Annotated in this window: 14 protein-coding genes and 9 tRNA genes; 1 reads left to right on the forward strand and 22 read right to left on the reverse strand. The window is 38.3% G+C overall.

All coding sequences use genetic code 11. From position 1 onward, the window contains the following. Positions 1 to 161 precede the first annotated feature (161 nt). The 19 genes from GVV19_RS06785 to GVV19_RS06875 all read right to left on the reverse strand — a co-directional run bounded on the left by GVV19_RS06785 (position 162) and on the right by GVV19_RS06875 (position 11,889). Positions 162 to 237 (reverse strand) — tRNA-Phe (locus GVV19_RS06785). Positions 238 to 239: 2 nt separating this feature from the next. Next, positions 240 to 316: transfer RNA gene (locus tag GVV19_RS06790), tRNA-Met, on the reverse strand. A gap of 62 nt (positions 317 to 378) precedes the next feature. After that, positions 379 to 467: transfer RNA gene (locus GVV19_RS06795), tRNA-Ser, on the reverse strand. 21 nt (positions 468 to 488) lie between these two features. Next, positions 489 to 565 (reverse strand) — tRNA-Ile (locus tag GVV19_RS06800). 28 nt (positions 566 to 593) lie between these two features. Beyond that, positions 594 to 670: transfer RNA gene (locus GVV19_RS06805), tRNA-Met, on the reverse strand. Positions 671 to 696: 26 nt separating this feature from the next. Then, positions 697 to 773, reverse strand: a tRNA-Pro gene (locus tag GVV19_RS06810). 7 nt (positions 774 to 780) lie between these two features. Beyond that, a tRNA-Arg gene (locus tag GVV19_RS06815) sits at positions 781 to 857 on the reverse strand. A gap of 47 nt (positions 858 to 904) precedes the next feature. Beyond that, positions 905 to 991 (reverse strand) — tRNA-Leu (locus GVV19_RS06820). A 4-nt stretch (positions 992 to 995) separates the two neighbouring features. Next, positions 996 to 1,069: transfer RNA gene (locus GVV19_RS06825), tRNA-Cys, on the reverse strand. A 405-nt stretch (positions 1,070 to 1,474) separates the two neighbouring features. Further along, the gene (locus GVV19_RS06830; protein ID WP_159637298.1) at positions 1,475 to 2,524 is read right to left on the reverse strand and encodes an ABC transporter substrate-binding protein; all 1,050 of its coding nucleotides are present in this window, start codon (positions 2,522 to 2,524) and stop codon (positions 1,475 to 1,477) included. Beyond that, positions 2,521 to 3,327, reverse strand: a complete 807-nt coding sequence (locus GVV19_RS06835) for an ABC transporter permease (RefSeq protein ID WP_159639460.1) — start codon at positions 3,325 to 3,327, stop codon at positions 2,521 to 2,523. The genes GVV19_RS06830 and GVV19_RS06835 overlap by 4 nt, the downstream gene beginning before the upstream one ends. Beyond that, positions 3,327 to 4,172 carry an ABC transporter permease gene (locus tag GVV19_RS06840; protein ID WP_159639461.1) on the reverse strand — a complete coding sequence of 282 codons (846 nt, stop codon included), beginning with the start codon at positions 4,170 to 4,172 and terminating at the stop codon, positions 3,327 to 3,329. The genes GVV19_RS06835 and GVV19_RS06840 overlap by 1 nt, the downstream gene beginning before the upstream one ends. Beyond that, a complete protein-coding gene (gene potA, locus GVV19_RS06845; RefSeq protein WP_159646631.1) occupies positions 4,172 to 5,221 on the reverse strand; it encodes a spermidine/putrescine ABC transporter ATP-binding protein in 1,050 nt (349 codons plus the stop codon). The genes GVV19_RS06840 and potA overlap by 1 nt, the downstream gene beginning before the upstream one ends. A gap of 11 nt (positions 5,222 to 5,232) precedes the next feature. Next, entirely contained in the window at positions 5,233 to 5,766 is a 534-nt protein-coding gene (locus tag GVV19_RS06850) for a helix-turn-helix domain-containing protein (RefSeq protein ID WP_159637338.1), read from the reverse strand. A 131-nt stretch (positions 5,767 to 5,897) separates the two neighbouring features. Next, on the reverse strand, positions 5,898 to 6,206 hold the full coding sequence (gene trxA, locus GVV19_RS06855) for a thioredoxin (protein WP_159637344.1): 309 nt from the start codon (positions 6,204 to 6,206) through the stop codon (positions 5,898 to 5,900). 47 nt (positions 6,207 to 6,253) lie between these two features. After that, entirely contained in the window at positions 6,254 to 7,138 is an 885-nt protein-coding gene (locus tag GVV19_RS06860; RefSeq protein ID WP_159646633.1) for a diacylglycerol/lipid kinase family protein, read from the reverse strand. Positions 7,139 to 7,274: 136 nt separating this feature from the next. Next, positions 7,275 to 9,236, reverse strand: a complete 1,962-nt coding sequence (locus GVV19_RS06865; protein ID WP_159639464.1) for an LCP family protein — start codon at positions 9,234 to 9,236, stop codon at positions 7,275 to 7,277. An 84-nt stretch (positions 9,237 to 9,320) separates the two neighbouring features. Further along, complete coding sequence (locus tag GVV19_RS06870; RefSeq protein WP_159646635.1) at positions 9,321 to 11,213, reverse strand: LCP family protein; 1,893 nt, start codon at positions 11,211 to 11,213, stop codon at positions 9,321 to 9,323. Further along, positions 11,179 to 11,889 carry a hypothetical protein gene (locus GVV19_RS06875; RefSeq protein WP_159639466.1) on the reverse strand — a complete coding sequence of 237 codons (711 nt, stop codon included), beginning with the start codon at positions 11,887 to 11,889 and terminating at the stop codon, positions 11,179 to 11,181. Before GVV19_RS06875 ends, GVV19_RS06870 begins: the two co-directional genes overlap by 35 nt. A 115-nt stretch (positions 11,890 to 12,004) precedes the next feature. On the opposite strand from GVV19_RS06875, the gene yfcE reads away from it, so the two are divergent. Next, positions 12,005 to 12,541 (forward strand): phosphodiesterase, encoded by a 537-nt coding sequence (gene yfcE / locus GVV19_RS06880; RefSeq protein ID WP_159646637.1) that lies wholly within the window; start codon positions 12,005 to 12,007, stop codon positions 12,539 to 12,541. Between the two features lie 43 nt (positions 12,542 to 12,584). Here the strand turns inward: yfcE and GVV19_RS06885 are convergent, their stop codons facing one another. From GVV19_RS06885 to GVV19_RS06895, 3 genes are read right to left on the reverse strand one after another with little or no spacing between them, the layout of a single operon-like run. After that, positions 12,585 to 13,406: a hypothetical protein gene (locus GVV19_RS06885; RefSeq protein ID WP_159646639.1), complete on the reverse strand. Its 822-nt coding sequence runs from the start codon at positions 13,404 to 13,406 to the stop codon at positions 12,585 to 12,587. Next, positions 13,400 to 14,101 (reverse strand): ATP-binding cassette domain-containing protein, encoded by a 702-nt coding sequence (locus GVV19_RS06890; RefSeq protein WP_159637402.1) that lies wholly within the window; start codon positions 14,099 to 14,101, stop codon positions 13,400 to 13,402. Before GVV19_RS06890 ends, GVV19_RS06885 begins: the two co-directional genes overlap by 7 nt. 1 nt (position 14,102) lies before the next feature. Continuing rightward, positions 14,103 to 14,462 carry a GntR family transcriptional regulator gene (locus tag GVV19_RS06895; protein WP_159639469.1) on the reverse strand — a complete coding sequence of 120 codons (360 nt, stop codon included), beginning with the start codon at positions 14,460 to 14,462 and terminating at the stop codon, positions 14,103 to 14,105. Between the last annotated feature and the right edge of the window lie 24 nt (positions 14,463 to 14,486).

A 14,486-nucleotide genomic window follows, 5' to 3' on the forward strand; every position in this document is an offset into this window, starting at 1 on the left:
TCCTTTGATAATTTTAGATAGTTTGCAGACTACACTTAAATATTATCAAATGGAGGTTTAAAACAGAATACATCGCTAAAGCTATAATCGAACCCCCAGACTATCTGGGGGTTTTAAAATGCACAAATAAAAACCCACTAAATAGTGGGTTTGTTTCATATTGGTGGCCCCAGCCAGAATCGAACTGGCGACACACGGAGCTTCAATCCGTTGCTCTACCGACTGAGCTACAGGGCCATTGGTTGCGGGAGAAGGATTTGAACCTACGACCTTCGGGTTATGAGCCCGACGAGCTACCAGACTGCTCCATCCCGCGATATGTAATTTTTACTGCTACACCATTATATCACATTTACTTAACAAATCAAGCAAAATTTATGGCGGAGGAGGGGAGATTCGAACTCCCGCACGCTCTCACGTCTGCTGGTTTTCAAGACCAGTCCCTTCAGCCACTTGGGTACTCCTCCATAAGGAAATTTTGTTTTATTTGGTGGACCCTGTAGGACTCGAACCTACGACCAACCGGTTATGAGCCGGTAGCTCTAACCAACTGAGCTAAGGGTCCAATACTACAGTAGTTTGTTTTAGATAAATGGTAGCGGGTGTGAGATTCGAACTCGCGACCTTCCGGGTATGAACCGGACGCTCTAGCCAACTGAGCTAACCCGCCATGTATAAATGTGTTTTAAAATAAAATGGTCGGGATGACAGGATTCGAACCTGCGACCCCCTGGTCCCAAACCAGGTGCACTACCAAGCTGTGCTACATCCCGACTAATATGGCGCGCTCGACAGGAGTTGAACCCATAACCTCTTGAGCCGTAATCAAGTGCTCTATCCAGTTGAGCTACGAGCGCGAATGTACATCGTTTATTGAATTGTGGATCCACCAGTTAAAAAGTAATGGTGGGGATGAAGGGACTTGAACCCATACGAAGTTGCCTTCAACGGATTTTAAGTCCGTTGCGTCTACCAATTCCGCCACATCCCCATATTGGAGGTTCCTATCGGATTCGAACCGACGATGACAGAGTTGCAGTCTGTTGCCTTACCACTTGGCTAAGGAACCATTTTAAGCGACTTTTAATCTTGCGATTGACTTGCCGTTTCCTTGACTGCTTTTACATTATACAATAACAGAAACAAAATGCAAGCATATTATTGAAAAAGAATTACGTTTTTTAGCAATATTTTCCCAACACTATCAATAACCCACTAAACAGTGCGTTTGAGTATGCTGATACGATTAATAATTATTTAATTCTTTTATAATTTAGTAGAATTTTTCATTCTTGAATCGAGAATTTGAATATTTAATATATCCGCTATTTTAGCGAGCCAAACGCACATTTGTATGTATTACATTTAATATGTTGTACATTTATTTTCGTGAATTAATTGGTGATCTTTGATTCGCTAATAAAAAGCGAGAGTTACGCACATAAACTCCTGTGCATAACCCTCACATTACTACTTAAACTGCTTTAATTTTTTGCCAATAATCTGAAAGAATAACTTTCATGTTTGCATCATAGAAAAACTCTTCATCCTTCTCATAACCATCACGTGGCACGTATGAGCTTACTTCAGCATATTTAGCACCTGGTGCTGTTAATGCCTCCACAACTGTAGGTAACGGACTTGTGTAACCTACTTCCTCAGAGATACGTGTAGATGCATCTTCGCTAATCATGAAATTCATCCATTCATGTGCAAGTTCTGGGTTTTGTGCGTTTGTAGGGATAACCATTGTATCTGACCATACGTTTGTTCCTTGTAACGGTGCATAGAAAGCCATATCAGGATTCTCTGATAGAATATAGCTTGCATCCCCTGAGTACACTACAGCAAGGTCTTTGACCCCTGTAGCCATTCCATCAATAACTTCGTCTGTTACATAAATTGGAGACATTGTTTGGCGCATTTCAACCAACCAGTTGTATGCTATTTCTAATTCTTCTGGGTTTGTCGTATTCATGGAGTATCCATTAGCTTTTAAAGCAACCATGAAAGCATCACGCTCTGAATCGTAGAAATATGTTTTACCTGCATATTTTTGATCCATGAAAATATTCCATCCAAGAGCATCTAAGTCTTTTTGATCAACATTATTCTTATTGTAAACAATTCCAACACTTCCCATGAAGTATGGCACTGTATATTCATCATTTGGATCCATGTGACGTCCTTTTAGACTTGGATTAACATTTGCGTAGTTAGGAATTTTAGAATAATCAACTTTTTGAAGCAAACCTTCTTCGCGCATACGTTGTGTCATATAGTCTGAAGGAATTAAGATATCATAACTTGAACCATCTTGAAGTTTTGTATACATTGCTTCGTTGGATTCAAAGCGATCATAAATTACTTTTGCATTAAATTCTTTTTCAAATTCTGTAATAAGGGTTTCGTCTATGTATTCACCCCAGTTAAATACACGGAGTGTTTGTGTTTCTTTTGATGTACCGGATGCACATCCTGCAAGCACAATTAGTGCTGCAAGTCCTACTAAAATTTTTTTCATATGGTTTCGACCTTTCGTTTATCTTTCTTTTTCACGATGAGTGGGAGTACGTTGATTAAAATGAGGGCTATCGTGATAATAACAACAATAATTGTTGAGAGTGCATTAATCATTGGATTAATACGTTTTGACATCGTATAGACATAAATTGAAATATTGCTGACACCATTACCTGTTGTAAAGTATGAAATCACGAAGTCATCAAATGACATGGTGAAGGCAATTAGCGCAGCGGAAATTATGGCTGGTGTTAGTTGTGGCAGAATTACTTTACGTAATGCTGCAAAGGGTGTTGCACCCAGGTCCATAGCTGCATCGGCAATGCTTGGATCTAACGATCGAAGCTTTGGCAGTACGGTTAGGATTACATAAGGTGTACAGAATGTTATATGGGCAATAAGCATTGTCATATATCCTTTGCCGAGCTTCGGCAAGGATATAAAGAGTAGCATTAACCCTATCGCTGTAACGATCTCTGGATTAAGCACCGGAAGATTATTGATGTTTAGGTAAATCTTACGAACGAGTGGTTTGTGTCGTGAAATACCAATTGCTGTTAGAGTTCCTACGATTGTTGAGATGATTGTTGCAATAATCGCAATGCTTACCGAATTTGATACTGCATCCATGATATCTCGGCTTTCAAAGAGTTTGGAATACCAGTCTGTTGAGAAACCTGTCCATGATGTCAATGATTTCGAACTATTGAACGAGAAGACAATCATAACGATAATTGGACCGTAGAAGAAGATCAGCATTGCTGCAAGTGTTAAGATACTTCCAAATTTACGTTCTTTTTTCATTAGATTTTCCCTCCCTTCATCACTTCGTCAGTATTCGACTTGTCGGCACGTTGTGCAAAGTGCATCGAAACGAGGATGAGAATTGCCATAATGAGTGAAATGGCTGATCCGAAGTTGTAATCACCAATATTAATGAATTGGTTCTCAATGAGGTTACCAATCAAGACATAACTTCCACCTCCGAGAAATTTCGGAATAATAAACGTTGATAATGATGGTAAAAATACTAATGTAATTCCCGAAATAACACCTGAAAGGGATAATGGGAAAATAACTTTTCTAAATGTTTGGAAACGATTTGCTCCAAGATCGTGACTTGCTTGAATGAGTGATTCATCCAGCTTGGATAACACTGTATAAATTTGAATAATCATAAATGGTAAGAAGTTGTAAACCATACCTAGAATTACGGCAAAGTCGGTATACATCATTTTAATAGGTGGAATCCCAAAGAATCCGAGAATATTATTAATGATACCAACATCTGACAGAATGCTAATCCAAGCATATGTTCGGACCAACATATTAATCCACATCGGTAGTGTCACCAACAGAATTAAGAGAGTTTGCATCTTTTCGCTACGGCGTGAAATGATGTATGCAAGTGGGTATCCTATAATTAAACAAATTACCGTTGTTACAGTTGCAATTTTTAGGGATTCGAGCAAGACTTTGATAAAGACTGGATCAAAGAATTTTTTGAAGTTATCTAATGATAATTGTAGCGTCACAACATCATTGCCTTTTGTTGTCAGTGCGTAGATTAGGATGATAAACATCGGTAATACTACGAAGAGTGACATCCAGACAGCATAAGGTGTGATTAACTTACGATAGCTTTTCACTAATAAGTCTCCATCGTGTACATAACATGGATATCTTCTGGGAAGAAGTGGATGCCTACTTCTTTTCCTATTTCAGATATATCGGTTGTATGAATAATAAATTCACGATTTTCCGTTTTTACGACTATTTCATAGTGAACGCCTTTAAAGAGAATTGAATCAACAACACCCGTTAGTTTCCCAAGTTCAACATCAACAATATCGATGTCTTCAGGTCGGATAACAATATCAACTTTTTCATTTTCATCGAATCCATGATCAACACATTCAAATTGAGTGCCGTCAAACTCGACAAGGTTATCGCGAATCATTGTACCCTCAAAGATATTTGAGTCACCAATAAAGTTTGCAACAAAGCGGTTCTCTGGTTCATTGTAAATATCTGTTGGGGTTCCGATTTGTTGAATCTCACCCGCATTCATAACTACAATCTTGTCGGACATCGTTAATGCTTCTTCTTGATCATGGGTAACATAAACGAAAGTAATTCCAACATCTTGCTGAATAGCTTTGAGTTCGTGTTGCATTTCTTTACGTAGTTTTAAATCGAGTGCTCCCAAGGGTTCATCAAGGAGTAAAACCATGGGTTCGTTAACAAGCGCACGTGCAATCGCAATCCGTTGTTGCTGTCCACCTGACATTGCGGTAACACTGCGGTGTTCATAGCCAACAAGGCCTACAAGTTCAAGCATCCGTTCAACTTTTTGTTTAATGATGCTTTCATCTTCCTTTTTGATGCGAAGTCCAAATGCAATATTTTCATAGACATTTAAATGTGGAAAGAGTGCATACCGTTGAAAAACTGTATTGACTTCACGTTTGTAGGCCGGAAGTTTTGTAATCTCTAATTCATCGAAGTAAACTTCTCCTGAATTTTGTTCTAAGAATCCTCCAAGAATTCTCAGTAATGTTGTTTTGCCACATCCTGATGGTCCCAGTAGTGTTACAAATTCATTTTCAAAAATATCAAGGTTAATTCCTTTTAAGACTAGTTGGTCATCAAAACTCTTAACGATATTTCGAAATTGAATCAATGGTTTGTTTTCCATGCGTTTCCTCCTTAAAAAATCGGTGGGGTACATACCCAAATGAGTCGAGCCGTTTGTTGGTACGGATTCTCAATCACGTGCGTTTTGCTCCCGTTAATATAAAATGTTTGTCCTTTAGATACGGTGAGTTCTTCATCACCATACTTAAGAAGTATTTTTCCCTGCAGTACATAACCGAATTCTTCACCTTCATGGGGTTCGATCGTATTTGAAACACCACCTGCTTTAAGTTCAAGCATGATGGGTTCCATTTCATTTTTTTGTGCATTGGGAACAATCCAGTGGATTGTATGGTCTTCATTCTCATCAATAAAGTAGTCATCTGATTTAAAAACAATCTGTTCCTCTTTTTCTTGTTTGAAGAATGCTGATAAGTCCGTACCCAACGCTTCTACAAGATCACTAAGCGTTGCGATTGATGGCGATGTTAAATCATTTTCCAATTGCGATAAAAAGCCTTTCGACAGTTCACTACGACTTGCTAGCTCTTCTAACGTTAATCCGTTTTTTATGCGTAATTGTTTGAGTTTTTTCCCGATTTCCATATGCACCTCGCTTGTTTAGTATTGCTAAACAAATATATTAGTAACCTTAAACACAAGTTTTATTATACATATTCATTTTTGAAATGCAATACATATGAAAAAAAACACCAACAAAATTGTTGGTGTTTAAATTATTCAGCTGATGTGATGAATTTTTCAAGTTCTGGTTTTGGCATGAATCCTGTTTTGCGACCAACAGGTTTTCCGTCTTTAAACAAGATAAGCGTTGGGATTGACATAACGTCGAAACGTTGTGCAAGCTCGCCTTCCTCATCAACATTAACTTTGACGATTGTAGCCTTGTCAGCATGTACCTCTGATAGTTCAGCAAGAATCGGGGAGATCATCTTGCAAGGTCCACACCAGTCAGCGTAAAAATCTACTAATACAACGCCATCTGAAATTTCTTCATTGAAGTTAGCTTTTGTTAAGTTTTTCATGTGTATTACCTCCTAAGCCTGTATATTATACCACAACTACTCAAAAATTAAGTGTTGTTGCCCACAGGCATTCTAAATTTGAGTTTTCCTTGTAATACTTTGATTGCAATATCCGTATATTCAAAGACTTCTCCATCATATCCTACTGCAACTGGATGATTTGCATGAATATGTAATTCTGTGACTTTTTGAGTTTCCACAACATCAAGTCCTAGATGATTTCCTTTATAGTACATTGGAAATAATTTCGGCAATCTCCAAAAAGGAACATCACTAACAATGGTTACATCTAACAATCCATCTTCAATATCTGCCAATGGGGCACTCTTAAACCCGCCGCCGTACCACTTTCCGTTCATTACAGATGTGAGTAGCGTATCGAATCGTTGTGTCTCGCCATTCATCGTTATATCTAAATGCGTTTTCTTTTTTACCGCTAGTGCAATCACCGCGTTGTAGATATATACAAGTGAACGGGGGAAGATTGTTGTACGAACTGCATTGACGCGTTTGTTAACATCAGCGTCTACTCCGATATTTAGGCAGTTTAGGAAATAGTGATCATTCGCGATTCCAATATCAATATTATGAACTTCGCCTTCAATTGTTCGATAAAGTACATCTTTAATATCCTTTTTATCCGCTGCGATCATTCGCCAAAAATCATTACCTGTTCCCACAGGTATTATTGCGAGTTGTGAGTCAAAGTGCATTCCGTTTAGAATCTCGTGGGCTGTTCCATCACCACCAACGGAATATAAGACGACTTCTTCTGTATATTCAGATGCAATGCGTTGTGCATGACCAACAGATTCCGTAAAACGAATTTCATAACTTTCATTACTTTTTTCAAAATATTCATGAACCCAACCAGCAACATCTTTTACATTCCCCAGTCCTGAAATTGGATTAATAATAAATACGTGTTTCATAAAACTTCTCCTGTTTTAACGTTACTATTATCGTACAGTCCGACTTTCTTTTCAACAAAGACGAAAGGAAGTGGCATCACTTCCTTATCCTTCTCTATTAATTCTTGCATAAACGATTACAATTGTAAACACATTTTTATGTTTTCACAACATAATGAATCACAATTGTGGACCCTTGTGGTAGTACATCACCCTCAAGACTCGATTGCGACCAAAATTGGCCATCATTGAACATTTCTGAACTCTGTTCTGATTGTGCAAATTCGATGTCAATTTTATGCTTTGTTGCCCATTTATTGATAGCGTCACGACTCATCGTGCTAAAGTCTGGTACTTTAACTTCGCCATTTGCAGTCATACTATCGATGCTTTCGTTTTTTGAGCTATTTGAGTCCTGCGTATTTTTGGAGTTCGTTTGTGATGTTTTCGAATCATTGGTGCCATTTATCTTGGTTTCTTGATTCGCAATGGATTTATCTTTTGAACGATCTCGATTACTCTTTAACTCATTCTCCGACCACAAGCGACCATCAAATGTTTCTAAGTCAGGGTTTTGAGTAAACGCATCATATGGTTTTGAAAACGTGAAACCGAAGGCTGTATCGCCTTGAAGCTGCGGAGTTGTCTCCATATTTTGATCGATGAGTGTTCGCGTATTATGCACATACGTAGTATATGGACGAATTACGCTTGCACCATTCGGTGCTTCATCGGGTTCTCCAAGTATTTGTGATTGGACAATTCTGAATGTTTCCATTGGTTCTAGTGGTGACGTTTGGATACTTGTGATTGCATACCCCATCAGAGATGTCATGTGATTAACGGACATGTTCGTTGAAATATTGTTTTTAGCTCCATCCAAAATATTTACGAGTGTATTGGGATTGCGAGTATTAATAATAGCTGCCGCTATCTCTCGAATGACATACTGTTGGTTTCGTTGGCGAGCAAAATCATTATCTGCGAAGCTATAGCGTTCGCGGGCAAATGTAACAACTTGTTTTCCGTCGAGATGATTCATCCCTTCAGGTACAGTTATTGGTTCGTATTCGACTGGATTTGAGTCTTCAATTGGGAATGAACCCGCGAATTGTAATGGCGACTCAATATCTAGTCCCCCAAGCGCGTCGACAATTTTCTCAAGAGCATAAAAATCTGTTTCAAAGTAGAAATCGATATCAACATCAAGGAAATTCTCCACAGTATCAATCATGCATTCACGGCTAATACCACGCGAATGATTTATTTTATCAAAAGTTTGGCCTGGGTAACATGCTATAGGGACATAACTATCACGTGGGACACTTGTCATTGTTGCTTTCATCGTGTTTGGGTTGAATGTTGCAAGAATGATGGAATCGGATAGATTATCATTGTTTCCCAGCATGAGTAAGGTAAAGGGTTCACGTACAACATCAACATTAGATACTTCTGAAGATACAGATGCCGAAAAGTTCACAATACTCTTTGATGGCTCGAACGGATTCACAGGTGCATCAACAGTTTCAGCAAGTCGTGTGTAGTTCTTAGGAAGTACCGCAAACGGAATTTCTTTGTTAAGGGCTGCATCCACCAAACTCTTGGTATCTTTATATTCGACCAGTTCCGAAGTTCGTGAGTATCTCTGTACATTCTCTTGAATAAGCGTTTCAAATTCTGGATTGACACTTTGAATATAACCCACTTTCGCGCCGGCTAAATCTTTGTCTGTTTTCGTTCCATCAATTGAGACAATAACGTAGTCAATACTTTCTTCTCCCGAAATGTTGATAATTTGGTTTATTAAAGAATCTGTTTTATATAGATAATAAGTAGCAACTCCACTCACTGTAAGTAAAGCAATTCCAAAGAAAACAGTGATAGTTCGCATGAATCGAACACGTTTCGCATACCCGATTAAGAACGTTAGATTTAAGACAAGTGCTAGAATAACCAATATTCCAATTCCCATCGTAAAGTACTCCGAATGGATTTTCATATAATTACCTGCAAGAACGATCATCATCGCTATTACAATATTGGTTGCAAAGGTTATGAGAATACCATAGAATGGTGCATCAAAAAAACGCTTGGCTTTGGGTTGTTTTCGGTGTCGCATCGGTTGCCTCCTTATCGAAATAAAACCATCGCTGCAATGACGTGCACACGACGGTTTTGCTTTCATTAAATTACAATTTCTGTGCTAACTATTCGTTGGCTTTTGTGCTTGACCAGATGAACCTGAATCTGGTTTTGTTGAATTTGTTCCTGAGTTATCGTCTGGTTTTTGGTTCTCATTATCCGTATCAGGTTTGGTTTCCGGTTCTGTTGGTTTCGTAATTGGTGGTTTTGTTTCTTCCACCGCTTCTTCTTCGTTATCAGTCGGACGTTCTGTTTGTGTATTCTGTTGAGATTCGTTTTGATTATTTGTTTGTGGCTCTCTTGTTTGTTCCTGCTCTGTTGTCTCTTCGCGTTCTGACACCGGTAAGCGTGTCGGACCGTTCGGTGACCAGAATAGCCCATCAAATGGTTCTAAATCTGGATTTTGAGTGAAAGCATCATAGGGTTTTAAGAGTGTAAAGCCAAAGGATGTATCATTTTGCAATCGAGGTTCTTTTTCCATATTTTGATCGATCAATGTACGTGTGTTATTGACATATGTTGAGTATGGACGAACCACAGACGCATCACCCACGAAATCTGGAACGCCTAAGACTTGCGACTGTGTAATTCTGAAGGTATCCATAGGTTCAAGTGGTGATGATTGAATACTTTGAATTGCATACCCCATAAGTCCTGTCATATCACTGACTGACATGTTCGTAGAAATGTTATCTTTTGCGCCATCGAGAACACTTACAAGGGTATTCGGATTGCGGGTGTTGATAATCTTTTTCGCAACTTCTTGAATTACATATTGTTGGTTTCGTTGACGGGCAAAGTCACCATCAGGGAACGTATGACGTTCACGTGCAAAGGTAACAACTTGCTTACCATCTAAATGATTAAGACCTGCAGGAACAGTGATATCGTCGTACTCCACAGGATTTGAACCTTCAATTGGGAATGATCCCGCAAATTGATGTGGCGATTCAATTTCAAGGCCTCCTAAAGCATCAACAATCTTAACGAGTGCATAGAAGTCTGTTTCGAAGTAGAAATCCACTTGGATATCCAAGAAGTTTTCCACAGTATCAATCATACATTCACGGCTGATACCTCGAGCATGGTTGATTTTATCTGACGACTGTCCAGGGTAGCATGCAATTGGAACATAACTGTCACGAGGAATACTTGTCATCGTTGCTTTCATCGTTTGTGGATTAAAGGTTGCCAGAATGATTGAGTCTGATAAGTTGTCATTGTTTCCCAGCATAAGCATGGTAAACGGTTCTTTAATAACATCGACACTCGAAATATCTGATGTTATCGATGTTGAAAATTGAATAATTGCTTTTGATTTTTCAAATGGATTCACTGGAGCATCCACTGTTTCCGCAACACGTGTATAGTTTTTCGGTAAGACAGCAAATGGAATTTCCTTATCAATCGCCGCTTGGACAAGTTCTTTGTTGCTTGGATATTCAACGAACTCGACTGTCCGTGAGTAACGATGAATCGTATCTTGCATCAACGGTGCAAACTCAGGATTTGTGCTTGTTACAAATCCAACACGTTTTCCATCTAAATCATTTTCTGTTAGTGTACCATCAATGGATACAACGACATGCTCGACATTCTCTTGACCTGTCGTATTAACAATTTGATTAATGAGGAAATCCGTACGGTAAAGGTAGTATGTTGCAACACTCCCCACGGTTATTAGGAGTAACCCAATGACGACCGTTACGATGCGAAATATGCGTTTATTTTTTGCATATCCCACGAGGAATGTAATATTAAGAAGTAACGCAAGAATCACAAGGATTCCTATTGCCCACGTAAAGTACTCTGCATGGATTTTCATGTAGTTTCCTACTATAAAGAGTAGTGCGATAACAAGTCCGTTGCTGATAAGCGCTACGCCCATTCCAACGTATACATTGTCCCACAATGAAAATTTAGGCTTGGTTGTTGGTGTCTGTTGGTTGTCCATCAGTTACCTCCACGATTGAGTATAAGCCATCGGTATCTTTCACGATTGTTATGGTCGATGATTTTTGGAAGTCTCCGGTTTTCACTGCAGTTGCTTCTTTATAAGTCCATGTGATTTCAACTTGGAAAGCATCAACTGTGATAGCTTCTTTCGTGATAACACCGTCTTCATCCATTTCCTCTTCCTGCATTAAAAATTTAACATTCGTTGTTGGTTTCGTTGTTGACTGATTGACCTCCAACGTATTGGCAATGTCGCCTTTTTGAAGGTAATAGTTCATATCCCCATAAATATTATCGAGTGCCTGGTCAAAGACAGGTTTTCGAATATCTTGGTGAATAAACTGGAGTCCTCCAACATCGTTAAATTTTGTTTTATTTGTCCATGTATAGAAATCCGCAACAAAACTCTGAGCTACAAGCCCAGCTATTTTTTGATCGTCACGCACATCTTGATTTAGTGCATCCGATAATTGATCATAGATTTCCTTTTGATGTGGTGTTGCATTTTTACGTAATGTATAAAAATTATTTTGACTTACGGTTCCGACACCAGAATTATTTTTGTTTCCTTGAAATCCCTTCATAATGTAAAAGCCCCCAACACTCATAATTGCAAGTGATAGTATTGTTATAAAGAGCACAAGTCCTTTTGATTGTTTGGTTGTATTTTTCATATGTCCACTTCCTGTAGTTATTTTAGCATACTAAGACTTGTAGTTTATGTCAATTTCGTGAATTGTGTTACACGACTTCACATTTTCTTTTATAATAGTTTTAGGAGGTATTACGATGAATACATTAATTATTTCCGATATCCACGGAAGTCACCAGCGGTTGCAGGAGGTTTTAGCAACACCTTTGCCTTATGATCAAATAATCTTGGTCGGTGATTCCCTCTATCATGGTCCACGAAATCCAATCTTGGATGACTACAATCCACAAGCTGTTGCCGATTTATTAAATTCCGAAACCGTTCCTATTTTAGCGGTACGTGGTAATTGCGATGCTGAAGTCGACCAAATGTTGTTGAACTTTCCAATGATGCAAGACTACACCCTGACACAACTTAATAATAAGAAGATATATATTACACACGGACACTTGGTTGATCCAAATACGTTTGGCCCTCAATCAAACGCTGACATCTTTATTTCAGGCCATACGCACATCCCTGTCCTCGAAATATCCGGTAACACCCTTATGTATAATCCTGGTTCAATTGCACTCCCAAAGGGCGGACATCCTAATTCTTACGGATATCTCAGCGATTCATCAATATCAATACTAACGTTGGACCACAAACCTTACATGACCTTAGATTTTTAAGCACACAAAAACTCCGATATTTACACCGGAGTTTTTATTTGTTTTAGTTTAAGATTTCAAGTTTGTTGTTCCAGAACCAAATCGTTCCAACACCACTAATAATGATAAAGATAACATCTTTAATCAATGATATGACTTGGTATGAATTTGAAATTCCACCACCTGTGCCATTTTCGATACTCGTGATGTCAAATCCAGATCCTGGTAACATGATATTTGACATAATTAAAATTAGGAAATACATTCCGATAAAGAATACAAATGTTAATAAACCACGATTGTTTCTGAATCGGCTTGAGTTCGCAATACTTCCTGCAAACAATAATACGGATACCCACAAGATTGTTTGTGTAAATTGACCAAGTACAATGAGGAATGATGCAAAGGTTGCATTCCCTTCAAAGATTGAGCCAAATAAGAAACTAAAGATTTTGGTAATTTGACGCCATGTGGATGCATCGATAAAGAAAATACTGATTGCACCAAAGTAAATGGCAAAGATTCCTCCAAATGAAACAAGACTCCAGAAGGATGCTGTAATTGTTTTGGCTATGAAAATTTCAGTTGATGATGCAGGGTATGTAAATAAGCGATAAGCACTTTTCTTATAAATACCTTTGTAAAGCATATCAATAAGTGCTTTATAGGTTAGTACAATTGATGCAATAATCATGGCATAGATTGCTAGCATCGCGACACCAAGGAAAATTGATCCGAATGTCGTTAGTTCAAGACCACTTGTGACATCTTTCATTTGGAACACAATGACAACGGCAAGGACTGCACCAATAATTGTCATAATAAGCACTGGCAAGAATGATTTTGCTGTTGCTTTAATTTCGTTTTTAACAAGTTTGATTACCATTTGAACACCTCACGGAATACATCATTAACCGATGCATTGTACTCTTCACGTAGATCATCACAGTTTCGGTGAAGGTGAATTTGTCCTTCTTTAAGGAAAACAACTTCATCCAAGACTGGCTCAATATCAGCAATTAAGTGCGTGGCAATAATCAATAACGCATCGTTTGCATAATTACCAAGAATTGTATCTAAAATTGAATCACGTGATGCTGGGTCAACCCCTGCAATCGGTTCATCAAAAATATAGATATCAGCTTTTCTTGACAAGCACAATGCTAGCTGAAATTTTTCACGCATCCCTTTTGACATTTTGGAAACTGGCATCGTTGGATCCAGTTTTAGTTTTAAGAACAAGTCTTCTAACACTGCCATGTCAAAATCAGGGTAGATATCTTTATACAGTTTTGCTGCATTGATTCCTGTAAGTGTTGGTTCTAAATATTCTACATCAGGTAAATATGAGATTTTTGCTTTTGAAATTGCACCAATTTCATTACCTTGGACCAAAATTTCGCCATCAAAATCTCTGAGTAATCCCATAATGGATTTAATCATCGTTGTTTTTCCAGAACCGTTAGGTCCACACAAACCGATAATCTTACCACCGTCTAATTCTAAATTAATGCCTCGAAGCACAGGATATGATCCGTATTGTTTCGATACATTACGCATACTTAAGAATGGTTGATTCATATTATTCCTCCCACACCAGCGTGACTGCTTCTAGAAGTGCCTCGCTGCCTATATTTAAATCTTTCGCCCTTTGAACAAAGTCAACAGTTAAATCGTGCGTTAGTTTCTGTTTCAATTCTTGAATTTTAACTTCATCCTCTGTCACAAATTTTCCGTTTGTTCTATCTGTGATGATAAATCCATCACGTTCTAATTCTGTTAAGCCTTTTTGTACTGTATTTGGATTCACCTTAAACTTAAGTGCTAAGTTACGAATCGAATCAATACGTTCCCCTGGTACAGCACGGCCTGATGCTATTTCATATTGAAAGTAGTCAATTATTTGTCGGTAGATTGCTACCGTACTTTTATTTAACGACATGCCATGACCTCCTTGTGATACTTA

It is taken from the genome of Erysipelothrix anatis, assembly GCF_009828745.1.
In the GTDB taxonomy this organism is placed as follows: domain Bacteria; phylum Bacillota_I; class Bacilli_A; order Erysipelotrichales; family Erysipelotrichaceae; genus Erysipelothrix; species Erysipelothrix anatis.

What these genes read in the sequence shown, in the direction of transcription:
- potA (WP_159646631.1), bottom strand. Translation starts at nt 5,221, where the DNA reads ATGGAAAACAAACCATTGATTCAATTTCGAAATATCGTTAAGAGTTTT.
- GVV19_RS06895 (WP_159639469.1), bottom strand. Translation starts at nt 14,462, where the DNA reads ATGTCGTTAAATAAAAGTACGGTAGCAATCTACCGACAAATAATTGAC.
- GVV19_RS06885 (WP_159646639.1), bottom strand. Translation starts at nt 13,406, where the DNA reads ATGGTAATCAAACTTGTTAAAAACGAAATTAAAGCAACAGCAAAATCA.
- GVV19_RS06875 (WP_159639466.1), bottom strand. Translation starts at nt 11,889, where the DNA reads ATGAAAAATACAACCAAACAATCAAAAGGACTTGTGCTCTTTATAACA.
- GVV19_RS06870 (WP_159646635.1), bottom strand. Translation starts at nt 11,213, where the DNA reads ATGGACAACCAACAGACACCAACAACCAAGCCTAAATTTTCATTGTGG.
- trxA (WP_159637344.1), bottom strand. Translation starts at nt 6,206, where the DNA reads ATGAAAAACTTAACAAAAGCTAACTTCAATGAAGAAATTTCAGATGGC.
- GVV19_RS06835 (WP_159639460.1), bottom strand. Translation starts at nt 3,327, where the DNA reads ATGAAAAAAGAACGTAAATTTGGAAGTATCTTAACACTTGCAGCAATG.
- GVV19_RS06860 (WP_159646633.1), bottom strand. Translation starts at nt 7,138, where the DNA reads ATGAAACACGTATTTATTATTAATCCAATTTCAGGACTGGGGAATGTA.
- GVV19_RS06850 (WP_159637338.1), bottom strand. Translation starts at nt 5,766, where the DNA reads ATGGAAATCGGGAAAAAACTCAAACAATTACGCATAAAAAACGGATTA.
- GVV19_RS06890 (WP_159637402.1), bottom strand. Translation starts at nt 14,101, where the DNA reads ATGAATCAACCATTCTTAAGTATGCGTAATGTATCGAAACAATACGGA.
- yfcE (WP_159646637.1), top strand. Translation starts at nt 12,005, where the DNA reads ATGAATACATTAATTATTTCCGATATCCACGGAAGTCACCAGCGGTTG.
- GVV19_RS06865 (WP_159639464.1), bottom strand. Translation starts at nt 9,236, where the DNA reads ATGCGACACCGAAAACAACCCAAAGCCAAGCGTTTTTTTGATGCACCA.
- GVV19_RS06830 (WP_159637298.1), bottom strand. Translation starts at nt 2,524, where the DNA reads ATGAAAAAAATTTTAGTAGGACTTGCAGCACTAATTGTGCTTGCAGGA.